Raw genomic sequence first — 26,357 nt, 5'->3', positions numbered from 1 at the left:
GCGGCTTTCTGAAGGAACGGGCGAGGGCGGCGGGGCGGGGCCGCGGTACTACTTGCGCGCCGCGAACTCGGCGAGCAGCTGCTCGACCGCCGCCGTCGGCTCGGCCAGCAGCGCGCGACAGGCCGTCTCGGCCCGCTCCGGGTCGCCGCTCGCGATCGCGTCGACCAGTGCCGCGTGGGTGGCGACGACCACCTCGGGCATCTCGTGGTCGCCGAAGGCGGTGCGCATCGCCTCCCGCACCGAGGCGCCGAAGTAGCGGTACACCTCGGTGAGGGCGGGGTTGTGGGCGGCCTCGACGACCGCGGTGTGGAACTCCAGGTCGTGCTCGACGGTGGCCTCGCGGCCGACCCGCTCGGGGTGCGCGGCGATCACCTCGGCCTCGCGGGCCAGCGCGGCCCGCATCCGCCGCAGGTCCTCGGGCGTGTGCCGGACGGCGGCCAGCCGCGCGGCCTCGGCCTCCAGGGCGGCGCGCACCTCCAGCACGTCGCGCACGCCGGAGCGCTGCACACCGCGCAGCACCGAGGCCGGATCGGTGGTGCTGCGCACGAAGGTGCCTTCACCCTGCCGGGTGACCAGCATCCCCGCGTGCACCAGCACCCGGACCGCCTCCCGCACGGTGTTGCGGCCGACCTGCAGCTGCTCGGCCAGTTCGTGCTCGGTGGGGATGCGTTCACCCACCGCCCAGGCACCCTCGGCCAGCCGGGCCCGGAGCTGCTCGATCGCCGCGTCCACCAGGGAACGTCGGCCGGCGGCCTGCAGACCGCCCGCTGCCGCGCTGGTCATCCGCCACCTCCCGCCCTGGAACCGTAGTGAACCGCACTCGAACCCCTACTTGCCCGGTCATCCTACAACTGCTCGGGCCTTGGTGAAAGCTGCAAGAGGGAGCCCTACCAGTGACTTCGCAATGATGCCTTTATATGCTCCGCTGAATGCTTCAACGTGTCTGCACGTGATGAGAGCGGTGTCACCCGGGCATCGCGGCACATCCGGGGGACGCCGAGCGTTGCCTCTGCGCGTGGTGGGTCTACCGCGCGAGGCTGAGTCCGCCGCCGGTGAAGGGTGTACGTATGTCAGGCCACAGGGCGGGAGCGTCCGACCGCGACGCCGGTTATCGGCGTGGCGTGGACGCCTCCCACAACGCGGCCCCCTCCGACGCGGCCCCGCGCGAGGGCGGGCGGCGCGCTGCCCGTGAGGCGGCGGCCGAGCCGCCGCGCACCGGCGGCCGGGCCGAGGCGCGGCGTGCCCAGGCCAAGGGCGGTCGCGGTGGCAGTGGTGGCGGCAACGGCGGTGGCCCCGCCGGCCCGGCCGGTCGCGGCCGCAAGAAGCCGGGCAAGAAGCCGAACAAGAAGAAGATCATCGCCTGGAGCGCCGCCTCGGCCGTGGTCCTGGTCGCCGCGGCCGGCGGCGCCGTCTACCTGAAGCTGAACGGCAACATCAACAGCTTCGACAAGGCCGGCATCGCCTCCGACCGCCCGCCGGCGGCCACCGCGGACGCCAACGGCAACAAGCCCGTCAACGTGCTGCTGATCGGCTCCGACTCGCGTGGCAGCGGAAACAGCAACCTCGGCGGTGGCGGCGACGACGGCGCGCGCTCGGACACCACGATCCTGCTGCACGTCTACGCCGACCACAAGCACGCGGTGGGCGTCTCCTTCCCGCGCGACTCGCTGGTCGAGATCCCGCCCTGCCTGGTCAACGGCAAGTGGTCCAAGGCCCAGCCGAACACCATGTTCAACTCCGCGTTCTCGATGGGGAACACGGACAAGGGCAACCCCGCCTGCACGCAGAACACGGTGGAGAAGCTGACCGGCATGCGGGTGGACCACACCCTGGTGGTCGACTTCAACGGCTTCGCCTCGATGACCAGCGCGATCGGCGGCGTGAACGTCTGCCTGCCGAACGCCGTCTACGAGGGCGACCTCAACCCCAACCTGGGGCACAAGGGCAGCCTGATCTTCAGCAAGGGCGTGCAGGAGGTCTCCGGCCAGAAGGCGCTGGACTACGTGCGAGTGCGGCACGGCATCGGCGACGGCTCGGACATCGGCCGGATGCAGCGCCAGCAGGCCTTCCTGTCGGCGATGATCAAGAAGGTCAAGGGCGCCGGCATGGACCCGACCACGCTGCTGCCGCTGGCCGACGCCGCGACCAAGTCGCTGACCGTCGACCCGGACCTCGCCTCGGCCGACAAGCTGCTCAGTTTCGCGATGTCGATGAAGGCCATCGACCTGCACAACATCAAGTTCATCACCACCCCCTGGCGCTTCGAGGGCCCCCGGGTCGCCTGGGTGCACCCGGACGTCGACAACCTGTGGGCCGCGCTCAAGGCCGACCGGACCCTCGACGGCCAGGACGCCAGCGGCGGCCAGCGCCCCGACGCCCCGGACGCCAACAGCCCCTCGGCCGCGCCCAGCTCCGCCGCACCGGCGGCCCCCGCCGTCCCGGCCGGTTCGGTCAACGGCGCCGGCGCCCGGGTGATGGTCTACAACGGCACCGCGACCAAGGGCCTGACCGTCTCCGCCTCGGCCAAGCTGAAGGACGCCAAGTTCACCGTGACCGGGACGGCCAACGCGGCCGCCCAGAACCACGACACCACGGTGATCCAGTACAGCTCCGCCGAAGCCAAGGCGGCCCAGGAGCTGGCCCAGCTCTTCCCCGGCGCCACGCTGGAGAAGAGCAGCTCGCCCGGACTGAGCGTGATCCTGGGCAAGGACTACGCCGCCGCCAACGGAGGTGCCGCCGCGGGCGCGAGCGGCTCCGGTGGGGCGGCCTCCGCCGCGCCGGCCCCGCTGCCGTCGAGCATCAGCAACAACGCCCGCTCGGCCGACGACGACCCGTGCGCCAACGTGTCGTACAACGGCTGAGGAAGCGTCAGGACGGCAACCCTGTACAACCCTGTACGGCTGACCAGGCGTCAGCCGTACAGGCGCTCCAGCACCAGCGCGACGCCGTCCTCGGCGTTGCTCGCCGTGACCTCGTCGGCGACCGCCAGCAGCTCCCCGTGCGCGTTGCCCATCGCCACCGAGTGCGCGGCCCACTGGAACATCGGCAGGTCGTTGGGCATGTCGCCGAAGGCGATGGTGTCGCCGGCGCGCAGGCCGAGCCGACGGGCGGCGATCGCCAGCCCGGCGGCCTTGGACAGCCCCAGCGGCAGCAGCTCGACGATGCCCGGCCCGGCCAGCGTCACGCCGACCAGATCGCCGACCACCCGGTGGGCGGTGTCGGCCAGTTGATCGTCCGTCAGGCCCTGGTGCTGGATGTACAGCTTGCTGATCGGCTCGGTGAACAGCTCCGCGGTGGTCTCCACCCGCGTCACCGGCAGCTCGCTGACCAGTCGGTAGCTGGGCAGCGCCAGCACCGCGCCGTCCAAGCCGTCCTGGCTCGCGGCGGCCGCCAACGGGCCGAGCTCGGCCTCGAGTTTGGCCAGCGCGAGCGCGGCGACCCGGCGGTCCAGGGTCATCGAGGTGAGCAGCTTGTGCGCGCCCGCGTCGTAGACCTGGGCGCCCTGGCCGCAGACCGCCAGGCCGGTGTAGCCGATCGCGTCGAAGACCGGGCGGCTCCAGGAGGCCGAGCGGCCGGTGACCACGATGTGCACGGCCCCGGCCGCCGTGGCGGCGGCCAGGGCGGCACGGGTGCGCGGCGAGACGGTCTCCGCAGGGGTGAGCAGGGTGCCGTCCAGGTCGGTCGCGACCAGTCGGTACGGCAGCCCGGCGGTCACTTGACCGGGTCCAGGGTGGCCCGGCCACCGAGGAACGGACGCAGCGCCTCGGGCAGCACCACGGTGCCGTCGGCCTGCTGGTGGTTCTCCAGGATCGCCACGATCACCCGGGGCACCGCGACCAGGGTGCCGTTGAGGGTGGCCAGCGGGCGGACCTTGCCCTCCTCGCGCATCCGGATGGACAGTCGACGGGACTGGTACTCGGTGCAGTTGGAGGTGGAGGTGACCTCGCGGTACTTGCCCTGGGTGGGGATCCAGGCCTCGATGTCGAACTTGCGGGCGGCCGAGGAGCCCAGGTCGCCGGAGGCCAGGTCGATCACCCGGTAGGGCAGTTCGAGGGCGGTGAGGAAGTCCTTCTCCCACTGCAGCAGGCGGCGGTGCTCGGCCTGCGCCTCCTCGGGGGTGGTGAAGACGAACATCTCCACCTTCTCGAACTGGTGCACCCGGATGATGCCGCGGGTGTCCTTGCCGTAGGTGCCGGCCTCCCGGCGGAAGCAGGAGGAGAAGCCGGCGTAGCGCAGCGGCAGCTGATCCACGTCGATGATCTCGTCCATGTGGTACGCCGCCAGCGGGACCTCGCTGGTGCCGACCAGGTACCGCTCGTCCTGCTCGAGGTAGTACACGTTCTCGGCGGCCTGGCCGAGGAAGCCGGTGCCGTCCATGGCGGCCGGGCGGACCAGCGCCGGGGTGATCATCGGGGTGAAGCCGGCGGCGGTGGCCTGGGCCATCGCCATGTTGACCAGGGCCAGCTCGAGCAGCGCGCCCTGACCGGTCAGGTAGTAGGAGCGCGAGCCGGCCACCTTGGCGCCGCGCTCGGTGTCGATGGCGCCGAGGATCTGGCCCAGCTCGACGTGGTCCTTGGGCTCGAAGCCCTCGGCCGCGAAGTCGCGCGGGGTGCCGATCTCCTCGAGCGTGACGAAGTCCTCCTCGCCGCCGATCGGGGCGGCGGGGTCGATCAGGTTGGAGAGCCGGCGCAGCAGCTGCTCGGCCTCCTCCTTCGCCGCGGCCTGCTCGGCGTCGGCGGCCTTGACCTCGGCGGCCAGCTCCTTGGTGCGCTGCAGCAGGGCGGTCTTCTCCTCGCCCTGGGCCTTGGCGACCTGCTTGCCCAGCCCCTTCTGCTCGTTGCGCATCTCGTCGAAGCGACTGCCCGAGGACCGGCGCCGCTCGTCGGCGGCAAGGAGGGCGTCGACCAGGTCGACGTCCTCGCCACGGGCACGCTGCGAGGCGCGCACTCGGTCAGGGTCCTCACGAAGCAGGCGAAGGTCAATCACGGGGGCAAGCCTACAGGGCGGGGGGTGGGGATAACCGGGGTTTTCCTGTGGATAACTCAGTGGGGACGATCTTCGGTGGAGCTTTGTCCACAGGGGGTCGAGCCAGCCTGTGGATTGTTGCCGCCCCGGCGAATGGCCGGTGCGAAATCGGCTTTTCCAGGTTTCAAACCTGGGTCCGCCGTCCCGGCTGAGGGAATTCCGCCACTCGGTCGGGTGACTTATCGGCAGAAGGGTGACTCTGGTGCGATTGGTCCGATCTGGTCCGCTAGCAGATGATCCGATCGACCCTGGGAGTGGCTATGCCGTTTTGTCGACTCCTCCCCAGGCCTGTGGATAACTGGCGTCCCCAGGGGGCTGTGGATGAGTGGAAGGCCGGGTCAGCGGCCTGTGGATGACGGTCCGGGACCGTCCGGTCGCTCGGGGTGGAATGCATGTCACCCGAATGGGGCCAAAATGAACGATCGGGAAACGGTCGGTCCAGACCGCTTCCCGATCAATTCCGAGAAGGCTTGATCAGACTTCGCCACGCCCGTCGAGGCAGCGGGCCAGCCAGTCGGCGGCCTGATCGAAATCCTGGTCCGAGGTGCCCGGCTGGCGCGGGGTCTGCTCGCGCAGGTCGGCCCGCGGATAGGAGCCGAGGAAACGGATCTGCGGGCAGATCCGCCGCAGTCCCATCAGCGTCTCGCCCACCCGACGCTCCGTCAGGTGCCCCTCGCAGTCGATCAGGAAGCAGTAGTTCCCCAGCCCCTCGCCGGTCGGCCGGGACTCGATCCGCATCAGGTTGACCCCGCGCACCGCGAACTCCTGCAGCAGCTCGAGCAGGGCACCCGGGTGGTTGTCGCCGAGCCAGACCACCATCGAGGTCTTGTCCGCGCCGGTCGGCGAGGCGATCCGCCCGGGGCGGCCCACCAGGGCGAACCGGGTGGTCGCGTTCTGCGCGTCGTGGATGTCGGAGACCAGCGCCTGCAGCCCGTACAGCGGAGCCGCGAACTCGCCCGCGAAGGCGCCGTCCACCTGGCCGTCCTGGACCAGCCGGGCACCCTCCGCATTGGAGGAGGCGGCCTCCCAGACCGCGTCCGGCAGGTGGGTGCCCAGCCAGCGGCGCACCTGCGGCTGGGCCACCGGGTGGCTGGTGACGGTCTTGATGTCGGCCAGCTCGGTGCCGGGGCGGACCAGCAGCGCGAAGGTGATCGGCAGCAGCACCTCGCGATAGATCATCAGCGGGGCGCCGGTGGCCAGCTCGTCCGCGGTCGCGGTGACCGCGCCCTCCACCGAGTTCTCGATCGGCACGAAGGCGGCCGAGGCCTCGCCGGCGCGCACCGCGTCCAGCGCCGCCTGCACCGAGGCCAGCGGCACCAGCTCACGGGTCGCCGCCTCCGGCAGGGTGTGCAGGGCGGCCTCGGTAAAGGTGCCGGCGGGCCCGAGGTAGGTGTAGCGGGTTGCCGACATGTCCGCGCCTCCGTGCGTCCCGTAGCGATACCAGACCTGCCACGATAGCCACTTCTGTGGCCCGCCGGAGCCACGGTCCCAGTGCGTGGACCGGACCGGCCGGCAATTGGGGTCCGGTCTCAGCCCTCCAACAGGGCCTGGCCCAGGTACCCCCCACCGGACGGCACGCCCGGCGGGATCGCGTAGAGGCCACTGGCCTCGTGCCGCAGGAACCGCGACAGCCCGTCGCCGCGGGAGAGCGCGCGCTGCACCGGGGCGAAGCCGCGCGCCGGGTCGGCCTGGAAGGCGAGGAAGAGCAGGCCGGCGTCCGGCGACCCGTCCGGCAGCGAACCGTCGGCGTAGGAGAAGCCGCGCCGCAGCATCGCCGCACCCCCGTTGGCCGCCGGGGCGGCGAGCCGGATGTGCGCGTCGGCCGGGATCGCCAGGGTGCCGTCCGGGTTCTGCCTGGCCAGGTCGACCGGGGTGCGCTCGGTGCCGCCGGAGAGCGGGGCGCCGTCCGACTTGCGCCGTCCGACGAACCGCTCCTGACGGTCCGTCGACAGGTTCTCCCAGTCGTCGAGCAGCATCCGGATCCGGCGGAAGACCAGGTACGAGCCGCCCGCCAGCCAGTCGGGGCCGGCGGCGAAGACCCGGGCGGCGAAGTCGGGATCGGTGGGCCTGGGATTGTTGGTGCCGTCGATCTGGCCCATCAGGTTGCGGCCGGTGCGGGGCTGGGCGGTGGCGCCCGGGGTGCGGGCGAAGCCGGCCATCTGCCAGCGGATCGCGGCGGTGCCCGCGGCCTGCTGCTGCAGGACCCGCAGTGCGTGGAAGGCCACCAGCGCGTCGTCCGCGCCGATCTGCACGAACAGGTCGCCGTCGCTGCGGGCCCGGTCGACGGCGTCCTGCGGGAACTCGGGCAGCGGGGCCAGCGCCGGCGGCTTCCGGGCGGCCAGGCCCGTCTTGTCGAAGAGCGGGGCACCGAAGCCGAGCGTGACGGTCAGCGAGCTGGGCCCGGCGTCCAGCGCGATCTGGTTCTCGTGCGGCCCGGCCGGCTCGCCCAGCGCCAGCCGGCCCGCGGTCTGCGACCAGAGCTGCAGCAGCTTCTGCAGCCCCTGGCGGCCCGCGCCCGGCGCCAGGTCGAAGGCGGCCAGCTGCACCCGGGCCTGCTGCGGCTGCAGGATTCCCGCCTGGTGCGGGCCGTGGAAGTCCACCCGGGCGGCGCCCAGCGGGGTCGCCCGGGGCAGCGCGGGCACCGCCGCGGCCCGGGCCAGCGCCCCGCCGGTGGCGCCGGCCGCGAGGCCCGCGGCGGTGCCGCCGAGCAGCGCCCGACGGGAGAAACCGGCGTACTCAGTCATCGGGTCAGTGCCTTCATCGGGTCAGTGCCTTCATCGGGTCAGTGCCTTCATCGGGTCCGTGCCTTGCCCATCTGGTTCTCAGCCGATCGTGAGTTGCTTGGTCTCGGTGTCCTGGTCGATGTCCGAGGAGCGCACCACGACCTCGGCCACCCACTCACCGGCCAGCGAGAGGCTGGCGGTGCCGGTCCAGCTGCCGGTCCCGGACTTGGTCAGGGTCACCGGCAGCGGGCCGAGGTCGCGGTCGGGCAGGGTGAAGGAGACCTGGACCTCGGGCACGTCCACCGGCTGCCCGGCGGTGTCGGTGAGCAGCAGGGTGAGCTGGTTGGCGCCGGTGCGGGCCGGGTTGAGGGTCAGCTTGGCGGTGCCCTTCGCGCCCGGCGTCCTGCCCTTGGTGTCGTACGGGAGGGCGAGTTCGACGGTCCGCCCGGGGACCGTCGGCGCACCCGGCGCGCTGCCCGCCGCCGGGTTCTGGGCGCTGCTCGCGGCCACCGCTGCGGCCACCCGGCCGGGGGGCGAGTTGGTCAGCATGGTGGTCACCACCAGCACCGCGACGGCGATCCCGGCCTCGATCAGCACCGAGCGGCGCAGCCCCGCCTGCACCGGCGAGCCCTCGCGCACCCGCTGCTGCTTGGCCCGGGTCACGGCTGCCCGCTGCCGGGCCAGCTGCGCGCGCCGGACCGGGTCGGCCTGCTCGGGAGTACCGGTGCGCGCAACGTCGCCCTGGTCGACTTCCAGTGCCTCGACTTCCAGTGCCTCGACTTCCGGTGTCTCGACTTCCAGCGCCTCGGCGTCGGTTGCCGCGGGCGCCGCGCGCAGCCGGCCGGTCCAGCGGCGGGAGAACCAGGCCACCGCGAGCATCGCCAGCACCAGGCCGACCTTGACCAGCAGCAGCTGCCCGTAGCGGGTGTCCACCAGCGCGGACCAGGAGAAGCCGATCCCGCGCCAGGCCTGGTAGAGCCCGGTCACCACCAGCGCCGCCACCGCCGTCAGCGCGACCTTGGAGAAGCGGTCGGCGACGGCCGTCCCCGCGCCGTGCCGCAGCCCGACCAGCAGGGTGACCAGACCGCCCAGCCAGCAGGCCATCGCGACCAGGTGCAGCAGGTCGAACGGCAGCGCCAGCCAGACCTGGATGCCCACGGCCGCGTGGTCGGCGCCGGCCCAGGTGCCCGCCAACGCCAGCGCCAGCAGCAGCCCGCCGACGCCCAGCGCCAGGCGCGCCTCACGCTGCGGGCGCTCGGCGGCCCGGCGCTCCAGTCGGCGCAGCTCGTCCTCCTCGGCGTCGCCGGACCGCTGCTCGGTCGCGGGCTGCTCGGTGGCGGGCTGCTCGGTCGTGGGCTCGGGCTGCTGCCCGAGCTGGCCGACCAGCAGCGAGAGGAAGACCCCGCTCGCCGCGAGCAGCAGCAATCGCGCCGCCAGCGCGGTGCCGAGCCGCTCGTCCAGGGTGCCGCGGACCAACGAGAGGTCGAAGGCCTGGCTCAGCCCGGTGCCCCGCTCGTAGGGTCCGCGCAGCAGCAGGACCGCCACCGTCGACAGCAGCAGCGCGACCCAACTGCCCATCAGCAGCCGCTGCACCGCCCGGGTCGCCGCCCCGCCCGGCCAGCAGAGCAGCACGAACGCCGCGACGCCGACCAGCAGCGCGAACGCCCCGTACGCCACCGCCCGGCCGGTCCCGTACAGCGCGGCCACCACGCTGTCGGCGTTCTCGCCCTGCACCTGCGAGGCCTTGACCGAGGTGTCCGAGGCGGCGCCGATCGAGAAGGTGAACGCCCCGCCGACCGGGTGCGAGTCCTCCGACACGGCCCGCCAGGCCACCGTGTAGGTCCCGTTCGCCAGCCCGCTGCGCAGCCCGACCCGGGCGGTGTCGCCCTTGCCGTCGGCATGCCCGGGGTTCCCGGTGTCCACCTGTCTGCCGCTCGGGTCGAGCACCCGTACCGAGTCCTCGGCCAGCGTCACGCCCTCGCTGAAGGTCAGGGTCACGGCCTCGGGCGCGGTGGCGACCACCGAGTTCTGCCCGGGGTCGGTGCGCACCAGCGCCGCGTGCGCGGAGGCCGGACCGGCGGTGCCGAGCAGCAGTACCAGCAGGGCGCCGACCGTGGTGAGCCAGCTGAGGACGAGCTTGCGCATCGGTGGGTCAGCTCCCGGGGCGGTAGGTGAGGGGCTTGACCGGTACCTGGACGGCGACGGTGCCGGCGCGCTCGAAGGTGAGGTCGAGTTCCAGCTGGTCACCGACGGCCGGCGGCTTCTGCCAGCCCATGATCATCAGATGGATACCACCGCGGGCCAGCTTCAATGCGCCGCCGGCCGGCACCTCCAGGCTCTGCACCGCCTCCATGCTGGTCTCGGTGGAGCGGTGCATGGTCACCGAGCTGGCGCCGGGGCTGGTCACCCGGACCAGTTTGTCGGCGTGGTCGCCGATGTTGTTGACCGTCAGATAGCCGGCCGCCATCCCGTCCCCGGCCGGCAGCGGGATGTAGGAGTCGTCGACCCGCAGGACGGCGCCCGCCCGGCCGCCCGGGCCGCCGCCGCAGGCGACGACTATCACGGTCGCGGTCAGTGCGGCCGCCAGCGCGGCACCGGCCAGCGAGAGCCGGCGGAAGCCGAGGGCGGCGGCCATCAGGCGGCCACCCCCTTGGCGAGCAGCGGCAGGTCGTGGGCGAAGACCTGCTGAGCGGTGTTGCTCAGGTAGAGCACGTGCGCCTTGTCGTCGGAGGGCAGGAAGGCCAGCACCTGGGCGCCGTGCGAGGAGGTGACCGAGCCGTCCTTGTTGACCACCGGGTCCTCGACCAGGATCCCCAGCGACTTGGCGGCGGCCTTGACCTTGTCCAGGTCGCCGGTCAGCCCGATGAAGTCCTTGTCGAAGGAGTCCAGCCAGGTCCGCAGCACCTTGGTGGTGTCGCGCTGCGGGTCGGTGGAGACGAAGACCACGTCGATCTTCTTCTGCTCCTCGGCGGGCAGCTTCTGCAGCGCCACGCCGATGTCGCCCATGGTGGTCGGGCAGACGTCCGGGCAGCTGGTGTAGCCGAAGAAGAGCAGCATGGTGCGTCCGGCGGTGCGCTGGCGCAGGTCGAAGGGCTGGCCGCTGGTGTCGGTGAGCACCAGGTCCGGCTTGTCGAAGTGCCGGGCCAGCGGGGTGCCCTGGTAGGGCGAGTTGTTGGGTTCCTTGGAGACGGCGGCGGCGCTGCCGGAGTTTGCGGAGCCGGCGGCGCCGGAGCCGCAGCCGGTCAGGGCGAGCGCGCCGGCGAGGGCGAGGGCGGCGGCGCCGGCCACTCGGCGGGAGGTCCGACGGCGGGGGGTACGGGGCATGACGGGATCCGATCGGTGTGGCCGGGCCCGCCGGGGCGGCAGCTGCCTACCGCCCCGGCGGGTTGTGCGTTCAGGAGGAGGCGCCCTTGCGGCGCAGGCCGGCCACGCCCAGCGCGGCACCGATCACACCGACCACGATGCCGACGACACCGAGGGTACGGGCGGTGGAGTCGGAGGAGGCGCTGCTCGCGGCGGCCGACTTGCTGCTGTCCTGCGAGGCGGTCATCTGGTGGTTGTCGGCGGCGGGCGAGGCGGCGGCGCCGGCCTTGGTGAGCTTGAGCACGGGGGTCGGGTGCTGCGGCTCGGGCTGGCCGTCCTTGGCCTCGTCGATCCAGCGCACCACGGTGCCGTCGTCCTTGGTCTGCAGCGCCTTGAAGACCAGCTGGTCGGTGTCGGTGGGCAGCGGGCCGAGCGAGACCTTGAACTCCTGGAACTGGCCGGGGCCGATCTTGCCGGTGGCGTCGGCAGTCCAGGTGATCTTGGAAACCGCGTCGGTGATGCTGTCACCGTCGTCGGTCTTGATCGGGGTGGCCAGCTTGGACTTCTCGACGGTGGCGGTCCAACCCGGCAGCGGCTGGGTGCTGACCGAGGCGACCGGGTGGTCGGTCGGGAAGTTGACCTCGACCTTGGTGGTGCTGGCGGTGTCGCTCTCGTCCGGGACCCGGAACGAGACGGCCGTGTAGCCGCCCTGCTGGGCGGTGCCCGGCTGCACGGTGACGTGCGCCAAGGCGGGGCCGGCAGTGGCCAGTACGGTGCCCGCGGCGAGCAGAACGGCGGTGGTGGTGGCGAGGCGGCGGGCAGGAAGCGAACGCATGGGTGCGGTCTCCATCGGGTGCAGGGCAGTCCACTGCCCTGGTACTGGGTGGGGTGACGACGTACTGGACGCGCGACCCGACCGCTTAGACGGAGGGGTCAGTGCGCGAAGGCCGCCACCGGCGGACCACGCCGGATCACGCTGTGCCGCAGCGCGGCCGCCAACGGCAGCCGGTCGCTCCCGGAGTCCGGGCGCGCGGTGCGCACCCGCAGCCGGGCCGCGCCCAGCAGCCCGCGCAGCACTGCCGCGACCAGGGCCAGTGCCCGGTGCAGCGGAGCGGTCCACTCGCCCAGCTCGCGGGCGGCGGCGCGACCGGTCAGCCGGACCAGTCGCCACAGCGCGGCCTCGCCGCGCCGCAGCCACCAGCCGGCCAGCACAGCGGCCACCAGGTGGCCGGCCAGCATCGCGGGGGTCAGGCCGAAGGCCCACCAGGGGCCGGCGGCCAGCGTCGAGTGGTAGGCCTGCGGGTCCAGGCCGGCGTCGCCGACCAACTGCTCGGCGCTGATTCCGGGCGGCAGCATCCGCGCCGCGCCGGGGGCGTCGTTGCAGAGCAGCCGTCCGGCGACCTGTTCCAGCGTCAGTCCGGCGGTCCCGGCGGCGCCGAGCGGCCGGGTCATCCCGGTCATCCCGGCCATCGCTGTGTGGCCGGCGCTGTGGAAGAGCAGGTGCAGGCCGAGCTGGCCGATGCCGAGCGCCCCGGCGATCCCGGCCAGCGAGCGCTCCCGGCCGCCGAGCAGGGCCGCCACCGCGCAGACCGCGACGAAGCCGAGCGCCAGCGTCGACAGCGGCAGCGCGGCACCCCCCGCCACGCAGTGCCCGAGCGCGGCGATCAACGTGCAGACCAGTGCGAACGGCACCGCCCGCACCACCCGCAGGTCCCACCCGGCCACGCCGAACGGCCGGGCGGCCCGGTCGGCGGCGCCCAGTGGTGCGGCGGGGTGGAGGCTGGTCATGGCCGAGCCATCATCTCACCGGCCCCCGACCCCGCCGGTCCGGGGTGGGCGATGTTGTCGCGCCCCTGCTCGGTGACTCTTTCGGCCCCGGCGTGCGGGCTGCGGCACGCGCCGCAGCGCACACCGTGCCGCGCTGGTCCATCCGCCGAATGGGGGGACCGGTTGTCGGTGGACGGTTCATGGCCCGATCGTCAGGCAATACCTAGTTGTATGTGGAGCCCCAGCCAGGAGGGACCGATCGTGGACATCTGGTGGACTCTGCACCTCAAGCGCGAGCTGGCCAGCGTTCCGCTGGCCAGACGCATCCTGCTCGGCACCATGGAGAGCGCCGGGGTCGACCCGCAGATCGCCCATGACCTCGGCCTGGCGCTGACCGAGGCCTGCGCGAACGCGGTCGAGCACGCCGGCGGCGGCAGCGGCTTCCAGGTCACCGCCGTGCTGGACGGCGACCTGCTGCGGATCGAGGTGGTCGACTCCGGCCCTGGCCTGCCGGTCGCCCCGCACCTGGTTGCGGCCCGCCGCCCGGCACCGGCCCGCCCGCTGGTCGCGCACGGCGGTCCGCGGCCGCGCCGGCGCCGTGGCCGGGCCTCGCTCCCGGCACTGCTGGGCCCGGCCCGCCGCTCCCGTCCGACCGCCTATGACACCCACGTCCTCCCCCCGGGCCGCCCGCTCCCGGCCGGCCCCCGCCTCCCCGATCTCGACCGGATCCCCGACCTCACCGCCGAGAGCGGCCGCGGCCTCTTCCTGATCCGCGCCCTCACCGACCACGTGCACCTGCACAACCACCCCCAACGCGGCGCCATCGTCAGCTTCGAGAAGCTCCTCAAGCGCCGCGACGACGCGGTCCTGCGGGTGGCGTCCTAGCCTTGCGCGGGTGACCGACTGGGACCTCAAGAAGCTCCGCATCCTGCAAGCCCTCGACGAGCACGGCACGGTGACCGCGGCCGCCGCGCACCTGAACCTCACGCCCTCCGCGGTGTCCCAGCAGTTGGCGACGCTGTCGCGGCAGGTGGGGGCGCCGGTGTTGGAGGCGTACGGGCGGCGGGTACGGCTGACCGGGGCGGCCCGCCTGCTGCTGCGGCACGCGGATCGGGTGTTCGGCCAACTGGAGCAGGCCGAGGCGGAATTGGCGGGGTATCTGCACGGGGAGGCCGGGGAGGTGCGGGTCGGGGCGTTCGCCACCGCGATCACCGGGCTGGTGGTGCCGGCCGTGGCCCGGTTGCGCGAGCGGGCGCCGCGGTTGCGGGTGCGGGTGGTGGAGGCCGAGGCGGGGGAGGCGGTGGAGCTGCTGGCGGCGGGCGAGGTGGACGTCTCGGTCTCGCTCAATGTGCAGGGGGCCGATCCGAGGTTCGTGCAGCGCCGGTTGCTTGACGACCCGTTGGACATCGCGCTGCCGCAGGACCATCCGGCGGTCGGGCAGCGGGAGCTGCGGTTGGCCGAACTCGCCGACCAGCCGTGGATCTTCGGCAGCTCCGGGCCGTGGCGGGAGATCACCCTGGGCGCCTGCGCGGAGGCCGGGTTCGTCCCGGAGCGGGCGCACACCGCGGCCGACTGGTCGGCGATCCTGGCGCTGGTCGGCGCCGGCCTCGGGGTGGCGCTGGTGCCCAGGCTGCTGGCGGGCGGCGGTCGGGGGGTGGTGGTCCGCACGCTGCCGGCCGACCGGCCGAGCCGTCGAGTGGTGGCGGCGGTCCGGGCCGGGACCGAGGGGGCGCCGCCGGTCCGTCGGCTGGTCCGGGAAATCGTTAAGGCTGCCTCAACGTTTCAGTCAGTTATTTGAGATGGACCTGAACAATTATCGGCGCGCACAGTGGACTCATGACCACCAACGACGTCGGCTACGCCGACTACCAGGACCTCGCCGCCGACCACGGCTACCGTGACCTGCCCGACCTCGCCGACCGCCGCCTCGGCGCCGGCGTGCTCGCCGCCAACGACGAGCTCTTCGCCGAGCGGGAGAACCTGCTCCGCCCCGAGCCGGCCGTCTTCCAGCCGCACACCTTCGGCCCCAAGGGCCAGCTGATGGACGGCTGGGAGACCCGCCGCCGGCGCGGCACCGCCGCCCGCCCGCACGCCGGCACCACCGACCACGACTGGGCGCTGATCCGGCTCGGCCTGCCGGGCGTGGTGCACGGCATCGTGGTCGACACCGCGCACTTCCGCGGCAACTACCCGCAGCGGATCAGCGTCGAGGCCACCGAGCTGCCCGGCACCCCGGGCCCCGAGCAGCTGCTCGCCGCCGACTGGACGGAGCTGGTCCCGCCCAGTCCCGTCCAGGGCCACGCCGCCAACGGCTTCCCGGTCGCCGACCGCCGCCGCTGGACCCACCTGCGGCTCAACCAGTACCCGGACGGTGGCATCGCCCGGCTGCGGGTGCACGGCGAGGGCCGCCCGGACGCCGCCTGGCTGGCCGCGCTCGGCAGCTTCGACCTGGCCGCGCTGGAGCACGGCGGCCGGATCGAGGACGCCTCCGACCGCTTCTTCTCCCCGCCGGTCAACCTGATCCTGCCCGGCCGTTCCCGTGAGATGGGCGAGGGCTGGGAGAACCGCCGCCGCCGCGACGAGGGCCACGACTGGGTGCGCCTGCGGCTGGCCGGCCGGGGCAGCGTGCGCGCGGTGGAGATCGACACCGCCAACTACGTCGGCAACGCCGCCGGCTGGGCCGCCGTGCTCGGCTTCGACGCCGCCGACCCGCAGGCCGGCGACCCGGCCGACCCGGCGGCCCCCGGCTGGTTCGAGCTGGTCGGGCGCACCGAGCTGCAGCCCGACGCCCTGCACCGCTTCGTGCCGACCGACGCCCGCCCCGCCACCCACGCCCGGCTGGACGTCTTCCCCGACGGCGGCATCGCCCGGCTGCGCCTGCACGGCTCGCTCGCCTAGCGTCGGCCCCGGCCCGGGAGCACTGTGGAGTTATGTTGCATCGGATGCACGCCGAGTACGGCGACGAGGGCCGCTCCGGCCCAGTGAAGCAGTGGCACATGGTCGTGGACGAGGAGCACGTCGGCCTGTGCGGACGGGACCTGCCCGAGGACGCGGCGACCCTGGACTCCACCGAGTGGGGCCGCACCGCGGAGAAGTGCTGCAAGTCCTGCGGGGTGAACTGGTTCCAGTCGGTGCCCTTCCTGGCCGACGAGCACGAACGCAAGGACTACCTGCCATAGCGCCCGGGGGTTAACCCCCCGCCCAGTCGGGCGGTCCGCCGCAATGTGCGCGACCACCCCGCTCGGCCACGCTTGCGGGCATGACGAGAACCGAGCTGTCCGGCGGGTGGGTCTGATGCTCTTCGGCTACGCCTGGCAGACCCTGCGCCACCGCCGCGGCGCCTTCCTCGGCGCCTTCCTCGCGCTGTTCTGCGCGGCCCGGTGAAGCTGGTGCTGGGCGACGGCACCCCGGTCACCCTGACCGTGCGCGCCGTCTACTCCCGCGGCCTGGGCTTCGGTGACCTGACGGTCGGTCGGGCGCTGCTCGCCCCGCACCTGGACGACCCGCTGGCCTCGGCCGTGCTGGTCGCCACCGACGGGACGCCGACCCGGGCGGCACTGACCCGGGCCGTCGGCGCGTTCCCCGGTGTCGCGGTCCTGGACCGGGCCCAGTCCCGCGAGGTCGGGGCCACGGCCGAGCAGAGCAACGCCGAGGTCAACGAACTGGCCATGGTGCTGGTGCTGGCCTTCGCCGCGATCGCGGTGGTGAACACCCTGGCGATGTCCACCGCGGGCCGGGGCAAGGAGTTCGCACTGCTGCGGCTGACCGGGACCAGCCGGCGCCAGGTGCTGCGGATGCTCCGCTTCGAGGGCCTGGGCCTGCTGGCCGTCGGACTGCTGCTGGGCAGTGCGATCGCGCTCGCCGTGCTGACCGCCTTCAGCGCCGGGATGACCGGCACCGCCGCGCCCGGGTGGCAGTGGCCCGGGTACGCGGCGGTGCTGGCCCTGGCGGGGGCGCTGGTGCTGGCGGGCACCGCGCTGCCGGGACGGCTCGCGCTGAAGGCCCAGCGGTCAGGGGTTCAGCGGTAGGCCGACTCCCCGGTGATCGCCTCGCCGAGCACCAGGGTGTGGATCTCGCTGGTCCCCTCGTAGGTGAGCACCGACTCCAGGTTGTTGGCGTGCCGCAGTACCGGGTACGCGGTGGTGATCCCGTTCGCGCCGAGGATGGTCCGCGCGCTGCGGGCGATCTCCAGGGCCGTGCGCACGTTGTTCAGCTTGCCGAAGCTGATGTGCGCGGCCCTGGCCCTGCCCTCCTCCTTGAGCCGCCCGATCCGCCAGGCCGCCAGATGGGCCTTCTCCAGTTCCAGGGCCATCTCGACCAGCTTCTCCTGGGTCAGCTGGAAGGCCGCGATCGGGCGGCCGAACTGGATCCGGGTCTTCGCGTACTCCAGGGCCGACTGGTAGCAGTCCCGGGCCGCGCCGACGGTGCCCCACAGGATGCCGTAGCGGGCCTCGTTGAGGCAGGAGAGCGGCCCGCGCAGGCCGCTGACCCCGGGCAGCACCGCGTCGGCGGGCAGCTGGACCTCGTCGAAGTGCAGCTCGCTGGTGACCGAGGCGCGCAGCGAGAGCTTGCCGTGGATGTCGGTGGCGGTGAAGCCCGGGGTGCCGCGCGGGACCAGGAAGCCGCGCACGCCGTCCTCGGTCCGCGCCCAGACCACCGCGACGTCGGAGATCGAGCCGTTGGTGATCCACATCTTGGAGCCGGAGAGCACCCAGTCGGCGCCCTTGCGGCGGGCGGTGGTGCGCATGTTGCCCGGGTCGGAGCCGAAGTCGGGCTCGGTCAGGCCGAAGCAGCCGATCAGCTCGCCGGCCGCCATGCCCGGCAGCCAGCGCTGCTTCTGCTCCTCGGAGCCGAAGGCGTGGATCGCCCGCATCGCCAGCGAGCCCTGGACCGAGACGAAGCTGCGCAGGCCCGAGTCGGCCGCCTCCAGCTCCAGGCAGGCCACCCCGTAGGCGACCGCGCCGGCCCCGGCGCAGCCGTAGCCCTCCAGGTGCATGCCGAGCAGGCCCAGCTTGCCGAGCTCGGGGGCGAGTTCGCGGGCCGGGAAGACGCCCTGCTCGAACCAGTCGGCCAGCCGCGGGCGGATCCGGTCCTCGGTGAACCGCCGCACGGTGTCACCGATCAGCCGCTCTTCGTCCGTCAGCAGCTCGCCCACCGCGAGCAGGTCGATCGGGTCGGGTCCGGACATTCCAGGGCTCCTGAGGGTGTGGGGTTCGTGAGCGGAACCATCCGTATCAGCCTTTACGCTGACTGGGAAGGAGCGACGGTCACAGGGAGGACGGTGCTGGGCGGTGACGGATCCCACGACGGACGGCCGGGTGCAGAAGGGCAACGAGACGCGGCGGCTGGTGCTGGCCCGGGCGGTGCGGATCGCCTCGGTCGAAGGGCTGGGCGGGCTGTCGCTGGGGCGGTTGGCCGCCGAGCTGGAGCTCAGCAAGAGCGGGGTGTTCGCGCTGTTCGGCTCCAAGGAGGAGCTGCAACTGGCCACCGTCCGGGCGGCGCAGCGGATCTACCGTGAGACGGTGATCGACCCGGTGCGCCGACTCCCGCCCGGGGTCGGGCAGTTGTGGGCGCTGGCGGAGGGCTGGCTGGAGTACTCGCGGACCCGGGTGTTCGCCGGCGGCTGTTTCTTCTACGCGGTGGGCGCCGAGTACGACGCCCAGCCGGGGCGGGTGCGGGACGCACTGGCCCAGAGCAGTGAGGGCTGGCACAAGCTGCTCCTGGAACTCTGTGAAGCCGCCCGCGCGGCAGGGGAGTTGCGCCAGGACGCGGACCTCGGTCAGCTGACCTTCGAGCTGGGCAGTTTCCTGGAGTACGCCAACGCGCTGTCCCTGCTGCACGGCGGCGACGCACCCTACGCCCGGGCTCGCCGCTCGGTGCTGCTGCTGCTCCGCTCGGAGGCCGTCGACGAGTCCTTGCTGCCGTCGGAATGAGTGCCGGTCGGCCCGGTCTCGGGTTTGGCCGAAAACTGACCGAACGATCGTGCTAGCGTCCGAGTCATGAGCATCTCGCGTTCCCACGCCCAAGCGCTCGCGCTCGTCGCCCCGGTGGTGGCCGCCGTCCGGCGCGAGCACCTCGGTCGTCCCACCCCCTGCGCGGGGTGGGACCTGCGCCGCCTGCTGGAGCACCTGATCGGCCAGCAGTACGGCTTCGCGGCCGCCGCCCGCGGCGACGGCGAGCGGCCCGGCGTCTTCGCCGACCGCCCGCTGCCCGACGCGCCGGGCGTCGCCTTCACCGCCCTGGCCGGCTTCGCCGACTCCGCCGCCGAGCTGGTCGAGTCCTTCGAGGCCGCCGAGACCACCGGTCGCGCCTTCGCGCTGCCGGAGATCCGGCGCGGCGTCGACTTCCCGGCCACTCACGCGATCGGCTTCCACCTGCTGGACACCCTGGTGCACGGCTGGGACCTCGCCGTCACCCTCGACCTGCCGTTCGACTGCCCGCCCGAGCTGGCCCGTCCACTGCTGCGGGTCGCCCAGCAGGTCCCCGCCGACCCCGCCACCCGCGCCCCGGGGCGGTCCTTCGCGCCCGTGCTGCCCGAGGCCGGAACCGCCGGAACCGCCGAAGCCACCGAAATCCCCGACGCCGCCGGCCCGTTCGAGCAGGCGCTGCGCCTGCTCGGCCGCGACCCCGCCTGGCGGGCCTAGCGACCCCGCCCGGCGCGGCGGGACGACATGCCGGAGGGGGCCGGCGCCCGATGGCGCCGGCCCCCTCCGTACGACGGACAACGCTCCGTCAGCCGCCGCTCTTGCGGCGGAAGGTGCGCTTGCCCCCGGCGGCCCCATGGGTGCCGTGGATCTTGGAGTCTCCGCCCGGACCGCCGGCCGCGCCCTCGCCCTTGCCGCCCTGCTTGCGCTGCAGGGCGGCCAGGAACTTCGCCTTCACGTCGTCCTGCGCGTCGGCCGCGGGCGGCTCGGAGCCCTCGCCCTGCTCCACCGCTGCTGCGTCGCTGCTGGTCATCGGAACCTCCTGGACGGGAATGTGCCTGGTCATACCGGTGCCACTCTGTCATGCCGGGCGGCCGACGTGCGGTCAGTTTCCGGCCTGCCGAGCGTGCCGGGCCGGCCCGCGCTGGTCGCGGTAGTTCGGCCCACCGATGAGGTACAGCAGGGCCAGGGTCGGAAACCCGAACGCAGCCAGCGAGACCAAGAGCGCCTGCCACCACATGATGCCTGCCCCATCCTGGCGAATTGTCTGTTAAGCGATGTATGTGACGCTAGGTGAAATTCGAACGCCCCGCCAATCCGACCCGCCGTCGCCCCCCGTACGGGCGAACCCGTGCCGGGGGCTGTCCCCGGGCGGCCCGCGCACCGCACACTGGCGGCATGCAGGTACAGCTGGCCGCGCAGGCCGAGCAACCGGGGCGGGAGAGCGAGGACTTCGCCTCGGCCACCCCCGAGGCCCTGGTGCTGCTCGACGGATCGAGCTCGCCACTGGGCATGGAGTCCGGCTGCCGGCACGGCACCGCCTGGTACGTCCGCCGGCTCGGCGTGCACCTGCTGGCCCGGCTGACCGACCGCTCGGACCGGTCCATCGCCGAGTGCCTGGCCGACGCGATCGTGGAGACCGCCGCCCTGCACGGCGGCCGCTGCGACCTGGCCCACCCCAATACCCCGGCCGCCATGGTGGTGGCGGCGCGGCTGCACGGCGCCTCGCTGGAGTACCTGGTGCTCGGCGACTCGCTGCTGGTGCTGGAACCGACCAGCGGCCGGCCCAGGGTGGTCGGCGACAACCAGCACTACGCCGAGGGCGAGGAGCTGCGGCAGGCGATGCGCGCGGCCGAGCCGGGCAGTGAGGAGCGCACCGCGCTGCACCTGCGCTACTCGCTCGCGCTGCGTGCCGTGCGCAACACCGGGCACGGCCCGTGGATCGCCGCCGCCAGTCCCAAGGCGGCAGCACACGCCGAGACCGGCTTCGTCCGGCTGGACACCTTGCGTGCGGTGGCCGCGCTGACCGACGGCGCCAGCCGCTACACCGAGCGGTTCGCGCTCGGCGACTGGACCGAGGCGCTGCGGCTGATGGCGCAGGGCGGCCCCGCCGCGCTGATCGCCCGGGTGCGCGAGGCGGAGACCGGTGACCCGCGCTGCGCACGCTGGCCGCGCGGCAAGACGCACGACGACGCGACAGCCGTCTACGCGCGCCTCTGACCCTGACCCGCCCAGTCGGTCAGCGCCGTGTGCAGGGCGTCCACCGTTCGCTCCCAGGAGGCCTGCGCCGGCCTGGAGTGGGCGAAGCCGCCGGCGCCCTCCAGCACGGCGAAGCCGTGCAGGGTGGCCCGCAGCAGCCGGACGGCATCGGTCAGGTCGGGCTCGGCCAGGCCGTAGCCGCGCAGGACCGCGAGGGTGATCTCGCCGGCCCGCCGGTGTGCGAGCTCGGCGCCCGGCGTCTCGGCGGGGATCTGGAGCTGGGCGGCCGCGTACCGTCCCGGGTGGGCCAGGACGTAGCCGCGGTAGGCGTCCGCGAAGGCGCCCAGTGCCTCGCGCCCGGCCCGGCCCACCACCGCGGCGGTGAGCCGGTCGACCAGCTCACCGGTGGCCAGCACCGAGACCCGGGCGCGCAGCTCGTCCAGGTTCCTGACGTGCGAGTACAGGCTCGGGTCCTTCACTCCGAAGCCGCGGGCCAGCGCGGAGACGGTGACCTGCTCCAGACCGATCTCGTCCGCCAGGTCGGCGGCGGCGGTCACCACCCGGTCGGTCGTCAGTCCGGCGCGCGCCATCCGTTGCTCCCCTGGGGTCCCGAGCCTTGCCTAACCATTCTAGGCAGTCGGCTCGGGGCTCCCCGGGGCCGGACGGGCGGCCCTAGGCCACCGGGTGCCCGAACTTGCCGGACTGGAAGTCCTCCATCGCCTGCTGCAGCTCGGTGTGGCTGTTCATCACGAACGGGCCGTACCAGGCGACCGGCTCCAGGATCGGCTGCCCGCCCAGGATGATCACGTCCAGGTTCGGGTGGCGCGACTCCTGCTGGGTGTCGGCCTTGATGGTCAGGGTGTCGCCCTCGCCGAAGACCACCGCCTGACCGGTGTGGAACGGACGGGCCTCGGCGCCGGCCGTACCCGCGCCGTTGAGCGCGTAGGCGAGAGCGTTGAAGTCCTTGCGCCACGGGATGGTCAGCTGCGCGCCCGGGGTCAGGGTGGCGTGCAGCAGGGTGATCGGGGTGTGGGTGGAGCCGGGGCCCTGGTGGCCGTCCAGCTCGCCGGCGATCAGGCGCAGGATCGCGCCGCCGTCGGGGGTGGCGAGCAGCTTGACGTGCCCGCCGTGGATGTCCTGGTAGCGCGGGGCGGTCATCTTGTCCGCCGCCGGCAGGTTCACCCAGAGCTGGATGCCGTGGAACAGGCCACCGGTCAGCACCAGCGACTCCGGCGGGGTCTCGATGTGCAGGATGCCGGAGCCGGCCGTCATCCACTGGGTGTCACCGCCGCCCAGGTGGCCGCCGCCGCCGTGCGAGTCCTTGTGGATGAACTCGCCGTCGATCAGGTAGGTCACCGTCTCGAAGCCGCGGTGCGGGTGCCAGGGGGTGCCCTTCGGCTCCCCGGCCGCGTACTCCACCTCGCCCATCTGGTCCATCATGATGAACGGCGAGAGGTACTTCTGGTTGATCTTGGCGAAGGCCCGGCGGACCGGGAAGCCCTCGCCCTCGAAGCCCTCGGGCGCGGTGGCGACCGCCAGGACCGGGCGCGGCGCCGTGACGGCGGGGTCGGGGGTGGCGACGCGGGGGAGGGTCAGCGGGTTTTCGACGGTCACGGCGGGCATGTCGGCCTCCTTGGTCTGGGTGTTCTGGCCTACAACCGCGAGATTAGTTCAATCCTCAACAAGAAGCAAGTTGAAGATTGAACTATGTCTCCGAGGGGCGGCGGCGGCCGATCCCTCGGGGTGCGTCAGCCGTCTACGGAGTCGGCGTCAGCCGTCTACGAAGTCGGCGTCAGCCGTACATCCGCCGCATGGTGAAGTCCACCATCTGCTCCACGGCCTTGGCGTCGAACACCATCCGGTGCTCGCCCTCCATGTCCAGCGCGAAGCCGTACCCGGTCGGCAGCAGGTCCAGCACCTCGGCCCCGGAGACGGTGAAGTACTTGGACTCCTTGCCCGCGTACCGCCGCAGCTCCTTGAGCGAGCTGAACATCGGGATCACCGGGGTGGGGGTGTTGTGCAGCGCCAGGAAGCCCGGCCGGTCGCCGCGCGGGCAGTGCACCTTGGAGGTGATGAAGATGGCCTGGAAGTCCTCCACCGGCATCGAGCCGGTGGTGAAGGCGCGTACGGCGTCCGCCAGCGAGGGCGGCGAGGGCTCGGGGTAGAGCGACTGCCCGGCAGTCTGCGCCTGCTCGCCGTACCCTGCACTCATGCCGGGAGCACCCATGCCGGGGCCGGGCTGGGCGCCGTACGCCTGCTGCCCGTACCCGCCCTGCTGCCCAGCCTGCTGGTAGGGGTCGCCGGGGTAGCCCCCACCGGGGCTCTGCTCATAGCCGTACACACGGACAGGCTAGCGGGCCGAGGGGGCCTTGTGCGGCGGCCGGATCGGACAAGAAGGCCTGGGATGGAGCTGTCCGGACGTGACTACGTTCACGCCGGATTCACAGCGAAGGGCTTGAAGAAGTTACTAACGGGTAGCATCATGATGTCTACTGGCGGGTAAGGGGCGTGGGAAGCGCACCCGGAAGCGACGAACCGGAGAAACGGCCATGGGTCACTACAAGTCCAACCTGCGGGACGTGGAGTTCAACCTCTTCGAGGTGTTCGGTCGCGACCAGGTGTACGGCACCGGTCCGTTCGCCGACATGGACGTCGAGACCGCGAAGAACATCCTCAGCGAGATCTCCCGGCTGGCCGAGAACGACCTGGCCGCCTCCTTCGTCGACGCCGACCGCAACCCGCCGGTCTTCGACCCGGAGACCAACACCGCGCCCATCCCGGCCAGCTTCAAGAAGAGCTACCAGACCTTCATGGACGCCGAGTGGTGGCGCCTGGGCATCCCGGAGTCGATCGGCGGCCAGGTCACCCCGAACTCGCTGATCTGGGCCTTCGCCGAGCAGATCCTCGGCTCCAACCCGGCGATCTGGATGTACTCCTCCGGCCCGGCCTTCGCCGGCGTCATCGCCGAGGAGGGCACCGAGGAGCAGCTGAAGGTCGCCCAGCGGATGACCGACCGCCTCTGGGGCTCGACCATGGTGCTCACCGAGCCCGACGCGGGCTCCGACGTGGGCGCCGGCCGCACCAAGGCGATCAAGCAGGAGGACGGCTCCTGGCACATCGAGGGTGTGAAGCGCTTCATCACCTCGGGCGAGCACGACATGTCCGAGAACATCATCCACCTGGTGCTGGCCCGCCCCGAGGGCGGCAAGCCGGGCACCAAGGGCCTGGGCCTCTACATCGTCCCCAAGTTCGACTTCGACTGGGAGACCGGCGAGCTGGGCGAGCGCAACGGCGTCTACGCCACCAACGTCGAGCACAAGATGGGCCTGAAGGCCTCCAACACCTGCGAGATGACCTTCGGCGCCAAGCACCCGGCCAAGGGCTGGCTGGTCGGCGAGAAGATCGACGGCATCCGCCAGATGTTCAAGATCATCGAGTTCGCCCGGATGATGGTCGGCACGAAGGCCATCGCCACCCTGTCCACCGGCTACCTGAACGCGCTGGAGTACGCCAAGGAGCGCGTGCAGGGCGCGGACATCGCCAACTTCATGGACAAGAACGCGCCGCGCGTGACCATCACGCACCACCCGGACGTGCGCCGCTCGCTGCTCACCCAGAAGGCCTACGCCGAGGGCATGCGCGCCCTGGTCCTCTACACCGCCTCGGTGCAGGACGACATGCTCGCCGCCCGCCTGCGCGGTGAGAAGGACGAGGCCGCCGAGCGCCTGAACGACCTGCTGCTGCCGATCGTCAAGGGCTACGGCTCGGAGAAGTCCTACGAGCAGCTCGCCCAGTCCCTGCAGACCTTCGGTGGCTCCGGCTACCTGCAGGAGTACCCGATCGAGCAGTACATCCGGGACGCCAAGATCGACACCCTCTACGAGGGCACCACCGCGATCCAGGGCCTGGACTTCTTCTTCCGCAAGATCGTCAAGGACGGCGGCCAGGCGCTGACCGCGGTCTCCGAGCAGATCCAGAAGTTCCTCGCCGCGGGCGAGGGCGGCGAGGCCCTGGCCACCGAGCGCGAGTTCCTGGCCAAGGCGGCCGGCGACCTGGAGGCCATCGTCGGCAAGGCCCTGGCCGACCTGTCCGCGGTCGAGCAGGACGTCAAGAACATGCACAAGGTGGGCCTGAACACCACCCGCCTGCTGCTCGCCTCCGGCGACGTGGTGGTCGGCTGGCTGCTGCTGCGCCAGGCTGTCGTGGCCCAGGCCAAGATCGACGCCGGCGCCACCGGCAAGGACCTCGCCTTCTACCAGGGCAAGGTGGCCGGCGCCCGGTTCTTCGCCCGCAACGTGCTGCCCGCCCTGAGTGCGCAGCGCCTGATCGCCGAGGGCGTCGACCTGGACGTCATGGAGCTGGCCGAGGACGCGTTCTGAGCCGCTTCACCCTGACTGCCTGACCCACCCTCAGCACTGTGGGGCCCGTGCCTACCGGGCCCCACAGTGCTGTTCACCCCTGGGCGACCAGCCCGGCCGCCTTGGCGAGCGTCTCGTCCAGCCGCTGCCGGTACGCGGTGAGGGCCGACCCGTGGGAGTCGATGTACAGCCTGCCGTAGGCGGACTCCACGGCGACGATGACGCCGACGGTGTTGTTCTCGATCTTGCACTGGACGTCGGCGCCGGCGGTGGCGATCTGCTGGGGGGAGGCGCCGGTGGCGTCCTTCTTCCACCTCGGATCGCTGACCGCCGCGGTCGGGTCCGGATAGGTGTAGCCCTTGCCGTGCATGCAGGCGGCCCACTTGGCGTAGGCGTCGGCGATCCTCGGGTCGCTCGGCGGGGTCCTGGGGCCGCCGTCGGGCAGCGCGGAGTCCGCGATCACCGGCGCCTTCCCGCCGACCGCGTCCCGCCCCTTCTTCGCGCACCCGCCGGGCGGCAGCGGCATGCCGTTGACGCTGTCGACGGGCCGGCCGGTGGCATCGGTCCCGTTCAGCGCGGTCTGCTCCTCGGCGGAGGGGACCGGGCCGCCGGCGGGGTCGGCGGGCGGGATGGCGACGAAGTAGTCGTAGCCCTTGGCGGCCACCTGGGCCGGGTTGAAGACCCCGAACACCGGGTTGCGCGACAGCCTGACCGCGGCCTCCTGGTCCAGGCCGACCGCGGTCACGCCCTTGCTGGTGAAGCCGAAGCCCTTCATGCAACGGACCGTCACCGCGTTCTGCGCCCGGTCCAGCTGCCTGAGCTGGGCGACGGTGAGGACGTACGGGTCGGTGGGGAAGGTGATCTGCTGCGGATCGGTCACCACCGGGACGGCACCGAGCGGCGGCAGGGTCGCCGTCGCCCCACCCGGGTGCGACTCGCCGCACCCGGTGAGCAGCAGGAGGCCGGTCAGCCCGAGCACGGTGAGCAGCGGGCGGGTCCTCGGCGAAACGGTCATGGGCTCTCCTGGCGGATGTCCGTGGCCACACGGCGGGACGGCG

Annotated in this window: 26 protein-coding genes; 10 read left to right on the top strand and 16 right to left on the bottom strand. The window is 72.7% G+C overall.

Annotation, left to right across the window (positions count from 1 at the left end):
- Positions 1-48: 48 nt before the first annotated feature.
- Positions 49-783, bottom strand: coding sequence for a FadR/GntR family transcriptional regulator (locus BR98_RS21780; protein ID WP_035847086.1), 735 nt, complete (start codon positions 781-783; stop codon positions 49-51).
- 284 nt (positions 784-1,067) lie between these two features.
- Between BR98_RS21780 and BR98_RS21775 the strand changes: the two genes are divergently transcribed.
- A complete protein-coding gene (locus tag BR98_RS21775) occupies positions 1,068-2,861 on the top strand; it encodes an LCP family protein (RefSeq protein ID WP_157537875.1) in 1,794 nt (597 codons plus the stop codon).
- 50 nt (positions 2,862-2,911) lie between these two features.
- Here the strand turns inward: BR98_RS21775 and BR98_RS21770 are convergent, their stop codons facing one another.
- From BR98_RS21770 to BR98_RS21730, 9 genes are all read right to left on the bottom strand, one after another.
- Positions 2,912-3,715: an HAD family hydrolase gene (locus BR98_RS21770; protein ID WP_035847085.1), complete on the bottom strand. Its 804-nt coding sequence runs from the start codon at positions 3,713-3,715 to the stop codon at positions 2,912-2,914.
- Positions 3,712-4,986 carry a serine--tRNA ligase gene (gene serS / locus BR98_RS21765; RefSeq protein ID WP_083976823.1) on the bottom strand — a complete coding sequence of 425 codons (1,275 nt, stop codon included), beginning with the start codon at positions 4,984-4,986 and terminating at the stop codon, positions 3,712-3,714. Before serS ends, BR98_RS21770 begins: the two co-directional genes overlap by 4 nt.
- Before the next feature lie 513 nt (positions 4,987-5,499).
- Positions 5,500-6,435: a prephenate dehydratase gene (gene pheA, locus BR98_RS21760; protein WP_035847078.1), complete on the bottom strand. Its 936-nt coding sequence runs from the start codon at positions 6,433-6,435 to the stop codon at positions 5,500-5,502.
- Between the two features lie 119 nt (positions 6,436-6,554).
- Positions 6,555-7,769 carry an iron uptake transporter deferrochelatase/peroxidase subunit gene (gene efeB / locus BR98_RS21755; protein WP_035847072.1) on the bottom strand — a complete coding sequence of 405 codons (1,215 nt, stop codon included), beginning with the start codon at positions 7,767-7,769 and terminating at the stop codon, positions 6,555-6,557.
- 78 nt (positions 7,770-7,847) lie between these two features.
- Positions 7,848-9,893 (bottom strand): copper resistance CopC/CopD family protein, encoded by a 2,046-nt coding sequence (locus tag BR98_RS21750; protein WP_035847070.1) that lies wholly within the window; start codon positions 9,891-9,893, stop codon positions 7,848-7,850.
- Between the two features lie 7 nt (positions 9,894-9,900).
- Positions 9,901-10,383 (bottom strand): copper chaperone PCu(A)C, encoded by a 483-nt coding sequence (locus BR98_RS21745; RefSeq protein WP_035847068.1) that lies wholly within the window; start codon positions 10,381-10,383, stop codon positions 9,901-9,903.
- On the bottom strand, positions 10,383-11,072 hold the full coding sequence (locus tag BR98_RS21740) for an SCO family protein (protein WP_035847065.1): 690 nt from the start codon (positions 11,070-11,072) through the stop codon (positions 10,383-10,385). The genes BR98_RS21745 and BR98_RS21740 overlap by 1 nt, the downstream gene beginning before the upstream one ends.
- 70 nt (positions 11,073-11,142) lie before the next feature.
- Positions 11,143-11,886: a YcnI family copper-binding membrane protein gene (locus BR98_RS21735; protein WP_083976821.1), complete on the bottom strand. Its 744-nt coding sequence runs from the start codon at positions 11,884-11,886 to the stop codon at positions 11,143-11,145.
- 98 nt (positions 11,887-11,984) lie between these two features.
- Entirely contained in the window at positions 11,985-12,839 is an 855-nt protein-coding gene (locus BR98_RS21730; RefSeq protein ID WP_051970034.1) for a hypothetical protein, read from the bottom strand.
- Positions 12,840-13,079: 240 nt separating this feature from the next.
- Between BR98_RS21730 and BR98_RS21725 the strand changes: the two genes are divergently transcribed.
- The 5 genes from BR98_RS21725 (at position 13,080) to BR98_RS21705 (ending at position 16,846) form a co-directional block, all read left to right on the top strand.
- Entirely contained in the window at positions 13,080-13,703 is a 624-nt protein-coding gene (locus tag BR98_RS21725) for an ATP-binding protein (RefSeq protein ID WP_035847063.1), read from the top strand.
- Between the two features lie 10 nt (positions 13,704-13,713).
- Positions 13,714-14,616, top strand: a complete 903-nt coding sequence (locus BR98_RS21720) for a LysR family transcriptional regulator (protein WP_035847061.1) — start codon at positions 13,714-13,716, stop codon at positions 14,614-14,616.
- A 38-nt stretch (positions 14,617-14,654) separates the two neighbouring features.
- Positions 14,655-15,716: an allantoicase gene (gene alc, locus BR98_RS21715; RefSeq protein WP_051970033.1), complete on the top strand. Its 1,062-nt coding sequence runs from the start codon at positions 14,655-14,657 to the stop codon at positions 15,714-15,716.
- A 44-nt stretch (positions 15,717-15,760) separates the two neighbouring features.
- Positions 15,761-15,997, top strand: coding sequence for a hypothetical protein (locus tag BR98_RS21710; RefSeq protein WP_051970032.1), 237 nt, complete (start codon positions 15,761-15,763; stop codon positions 15,995-15,997).
- Between the two features lie 201 nt (positions 15,998-16,198).
- On the top strand, positions 16,199-16,846 hold the full coding sequence (locus tag BR98_RS21705) for an FtsX-like permease family protein (RefSeq protein ID WP_035847057.1): 648 nt from the start codon (positions 16,199-16,201) through the stop codon (positions 16,844-16,846).
- Here the strand turns inward: BR98_RS21705 and BR98_RS21700 are convergent.
- On the bottom strand, positions 16,837-18,006 hold the full coding sequence (locus tag BR98_RS21700; protein ID WP_035847055.1) for an acyl-CoA dehydrogenase family protein: 1,170 nt from the start codon (positions 18,004-18,006) through the stop codon (positions 16,837-16,839). The genes BR98_RS21705 and BR98_RS21700 overlap by 10 nt on opposite strands.
- Positions 18,007-18,109: 103 nt before the next feature.
- Here BR98_RS21700 and BR98_RS21695 point away from each other — a divergent pair, with 103 nt between their 5' ends.
- Positions 18,110-18,751: a TetR/AcrR family transcriptional regulator gene (locus BR98_RS21695; protein ID WP_035847054.1), complete on the top strand. Its 642-nt coding sequence runs from the start codon at positions 18,110-18,112 to the stop codon at positions 18,749-18,751.
- A gap of 66 nt (positions 18,752-18,817) precedes the next feature.
- Entirely contained in the window at positions 18,818-19,462 is a 645-nt protein-coding gene (locus BR98_RS21690; protein ID WP_051970031.1) for a TIGR03086 family metal-binding protein, read from the top strand.
- Positions 19,463-19,550: 88 nt separating this feature from the next.
- Here the strand turns inward: BR98_RS21690 and BR98_RS21685 are convergent, their stop codons facing one another.
- Positions 19,551-19,775: a DUF5302 domain-containing protein gene (locus tag BR98_RS21685; RefSeq protein WP_035847052.1), complete on the bottom strand. Its 225-nt coding sequence runs from the start codon at positions 19,773-19,775 to the stop codon at positions 19,551-19,553.
- A gap of 365 nt (positions 19,776-20,140) precedes the next feature.
- Here BR98_RS21685 and BR98_RS21680 point away from each other — a divergent pair, with 365 nt between their 5' ends.
- A complete protein-coding gene (locus BR98_RS21680; RefSeq protein WP_035847050.1) occupies positions 20,141-20,962 on the top strand; it encodes a protein phosphatase 2C domain-containing protein in 822 nt (273 codons plus the stop codon).
- Here the strand turns inward: BR98_RS21680 and BR98_RS21675 are convergent.
- The 3 genes from BR98_RS21675 to BR98_RS21665 all read right to left on the bottom strand — a co-directional run bounded on the left by BR98_RS21675 (position 20,947) and on the right by BR98_RS21665 (position 23,282).
- Positions 20,947-21,531 carry a TetR/AcrR family transcriptional regulator gene (locus BR98_RS21675; protein ID WP_035847048.1) on the bottom strand — a complete coding sequence of 195 codons (585 nt, stop codon included), beginning with the start codon at positions 21,529-21,531 and terminating at the stop codon, positions 20,947-20,949. The genes BR98_RS21680 and BR98_RS21675 overlap by 16 nt on opposite strands.
- 82 nt (positions 21,532-21,613) lie before the next feature.
- On the bottom strand, positions 21,614-22,564 hold the full coding sequence (locus tag BR98_RS21670) for a pirin family protein (protein WP_035847046.1): 951 nt from the start codon (positions 22,562-22,564) through the stop codon (positions 21,614-21,616).
- A 169-nt stretch (positions 22,565-22,733) separates the two neighbouring features.
- Positions 22,734-23,282 (bottom strand): SseB family protein, encoded by a 549-nt coding sequence (locus tag BR98_RS21665; RefSeq protein ID WP_035847044.1) that lies wholly within the window; start codon positions 23,280-23,282, stop codon positions 22,734-22,736.
- Between the two features lie 208 nt (positions 23,283-23,490).
- Between BR98_RS21665 and BR98_RS21660 the strand changes: the two genes are divergently transcribed.
- On the top strand, positions 23,491-25,320 hold the full coding sequence (locus tag BR98_RS21660; RefSeq protein ID WP_035847042.1) for an acyl-CoA dehydrogenase: 1,830 nt from the start codon (positions 23,491-23,493) through the stop codon (positions 25,318-25,320).
- Between the two features lie 73 nt (positions 25,321-25,393).
- On the opposite strand, the gene BR98_RS21655 is transcribed toward BR98_RS21660, so the two are convergent.
- A complete protein-coding gene (locus BR98_RS21655; RefSeq protein WP_035847040.1) occupies positions 25,394-26,314 on the bottom strand; it encodes a hypothetical protein in 921 nt (306 codons plus the stop codon).
- Positions 26,315-26,357 lie beyond the last annotated feature (43 nt).

The sequence above is a fragment of the Kitasatospora azatica KCTC 9699 genome (assembly GCF_000744785.1).
In the GTDB taxonomy this organism is placed as follows: domain Bacteria; phylum Actinomycetota; class Actinomycetes; order Streptomycetales; family Streptomycetaceae; genus Kitasatospora; species Kitasatospora azatica.
This window is presented reverse-complemented; position numbering and strand designations above follow the sequence as displayed.

Coding starts and splice junctions, on each gene's coding strand:
- BR98_RS21710 (WP_051970032.1), top strand. CDS start 15,761: ATGCACGCCGAGTACGGCGACGAGGGCCGCTCCGGCCCAGTGAAGCAG.
- BR98_RS21670 (WP_035847046.1), bottom strand. CDS start 22,564: ATGCCCGCCGTGACCGTCGAAAACCCGCTGACCCTCCCCCGCGTCGCC.
- BR98_RS21700 (WP_035847055.1), bottom strand. CDS start 18,006: ATGTCCGGACCCGACCCGATCGACCTGCTCGCGGTGGGCGAGCTGCTG.
- BR98_RS21730 (WP_051970034.1), bottom strand. CDS start 12,839: ATGACCAGCCTCCACCCCGCCGCACCACTGGGCGCCGCCGACCGGGCC.
- BR98_RS21745 (WP_035847068.1), bottom strand. CDS start 10,383: ATGGCCGCCGCCCTCGGCTTCCGCCGGCTCTCGCTGGCCGGTGCCGCG.
- BR98_RS21675 (WP_035847048.1), bottom strand. CDS start 21,531: ATGGCGCGCGCCGGACTGACGACCGACCGGGTGGTGACCGCCGCCGCC.
- BR98_RS21690 (WP_051970031.1), top strand. CDS start 18,818: ATGAGCATCTCGCGTTCCCACGCCCAAGCGCTCGCGCTCGTCGCCCCG.
- BR98_RS21735 (WP_083976821.1), bottom strand. CDS start 11,886: ATGCGTTCGCTTCCTGCCCGCCGCCTCGCCACCACCACCGCCGTTCTG.
- BR98_RS21685 (WP_035847052.1), bottom strand. CDS start 19,775: ATGACCAGCAGCGACGCAGCAGCGGTGGAGCAGGGCGAGGGCTCCGAG.
- BR98_RS21655 (WP_035847040.1), bottom strand. CDS start 26,314: ATGACCGTTTCGCCGAGGACCCGCCCGCTGCTCACCGTGCTCGGGCTG.
- BR98_RS21775 (WP_157537875.1), top strand. CDS start 1,068: ATGTCAGGCCACAGGGCGGGAGCGTCCGACCGCGACGCCGGTTATCGG.
- BR98_RS21660 (WP_035847042.1), top strand. CDS start 23,491: ATGGGTCACTACAAGTCCAACCTGCGGGACGTGGAGTTCAACCTCTTC.
- BR98_RS21750 (WP_035847070.1), bottom strand. CDS start 9,893: ATGCGCAAGCTCGTCCTCAGCTGGCTCACCACGGTCGGCGCCCTGCTG.
- pheA (WP_035847078.1), bottom strand. CDS start 6,435: ATGTCGGCAACCCGCTACACCTACCTCGGGCCCGCCGGCACCTTTACC.
- alc (WP_051970033.1), top strand. CDS start 14,655: ATGACCACCAACGACGTCGGCTACGCCGACTACCAGGACCTCGCCGCC.
- BR98_RS21780 (WP_035847086.1), bottom strand. CDS start 783: ATGACCAGCGCGGCAGCGGGCGGTCTGCAGGCCGCCGGCCGACGTTCC.
- BR98_RS21740 (WP_035847065.1), bottom strand. CDS start 11,072: ATGCCCCGTACCCCCCGCCGTCGGACCTCCCGCCGAGTGGCCGGCGCC.
- efeB (WP_035847072.1), bottom strand. CDS start 7,769: ATGACTGAGTACGCCGGTTTCTCCCGTCGGGCGCTGCTCGGCGGCACC.
- BR98_RS21680 (WP_035847050.1), top strand. CDS start 20,141: ATGCAGGTACAGCTGGCCGCGCAGGCCGAGCAACCGGGGCGGGAGAGC.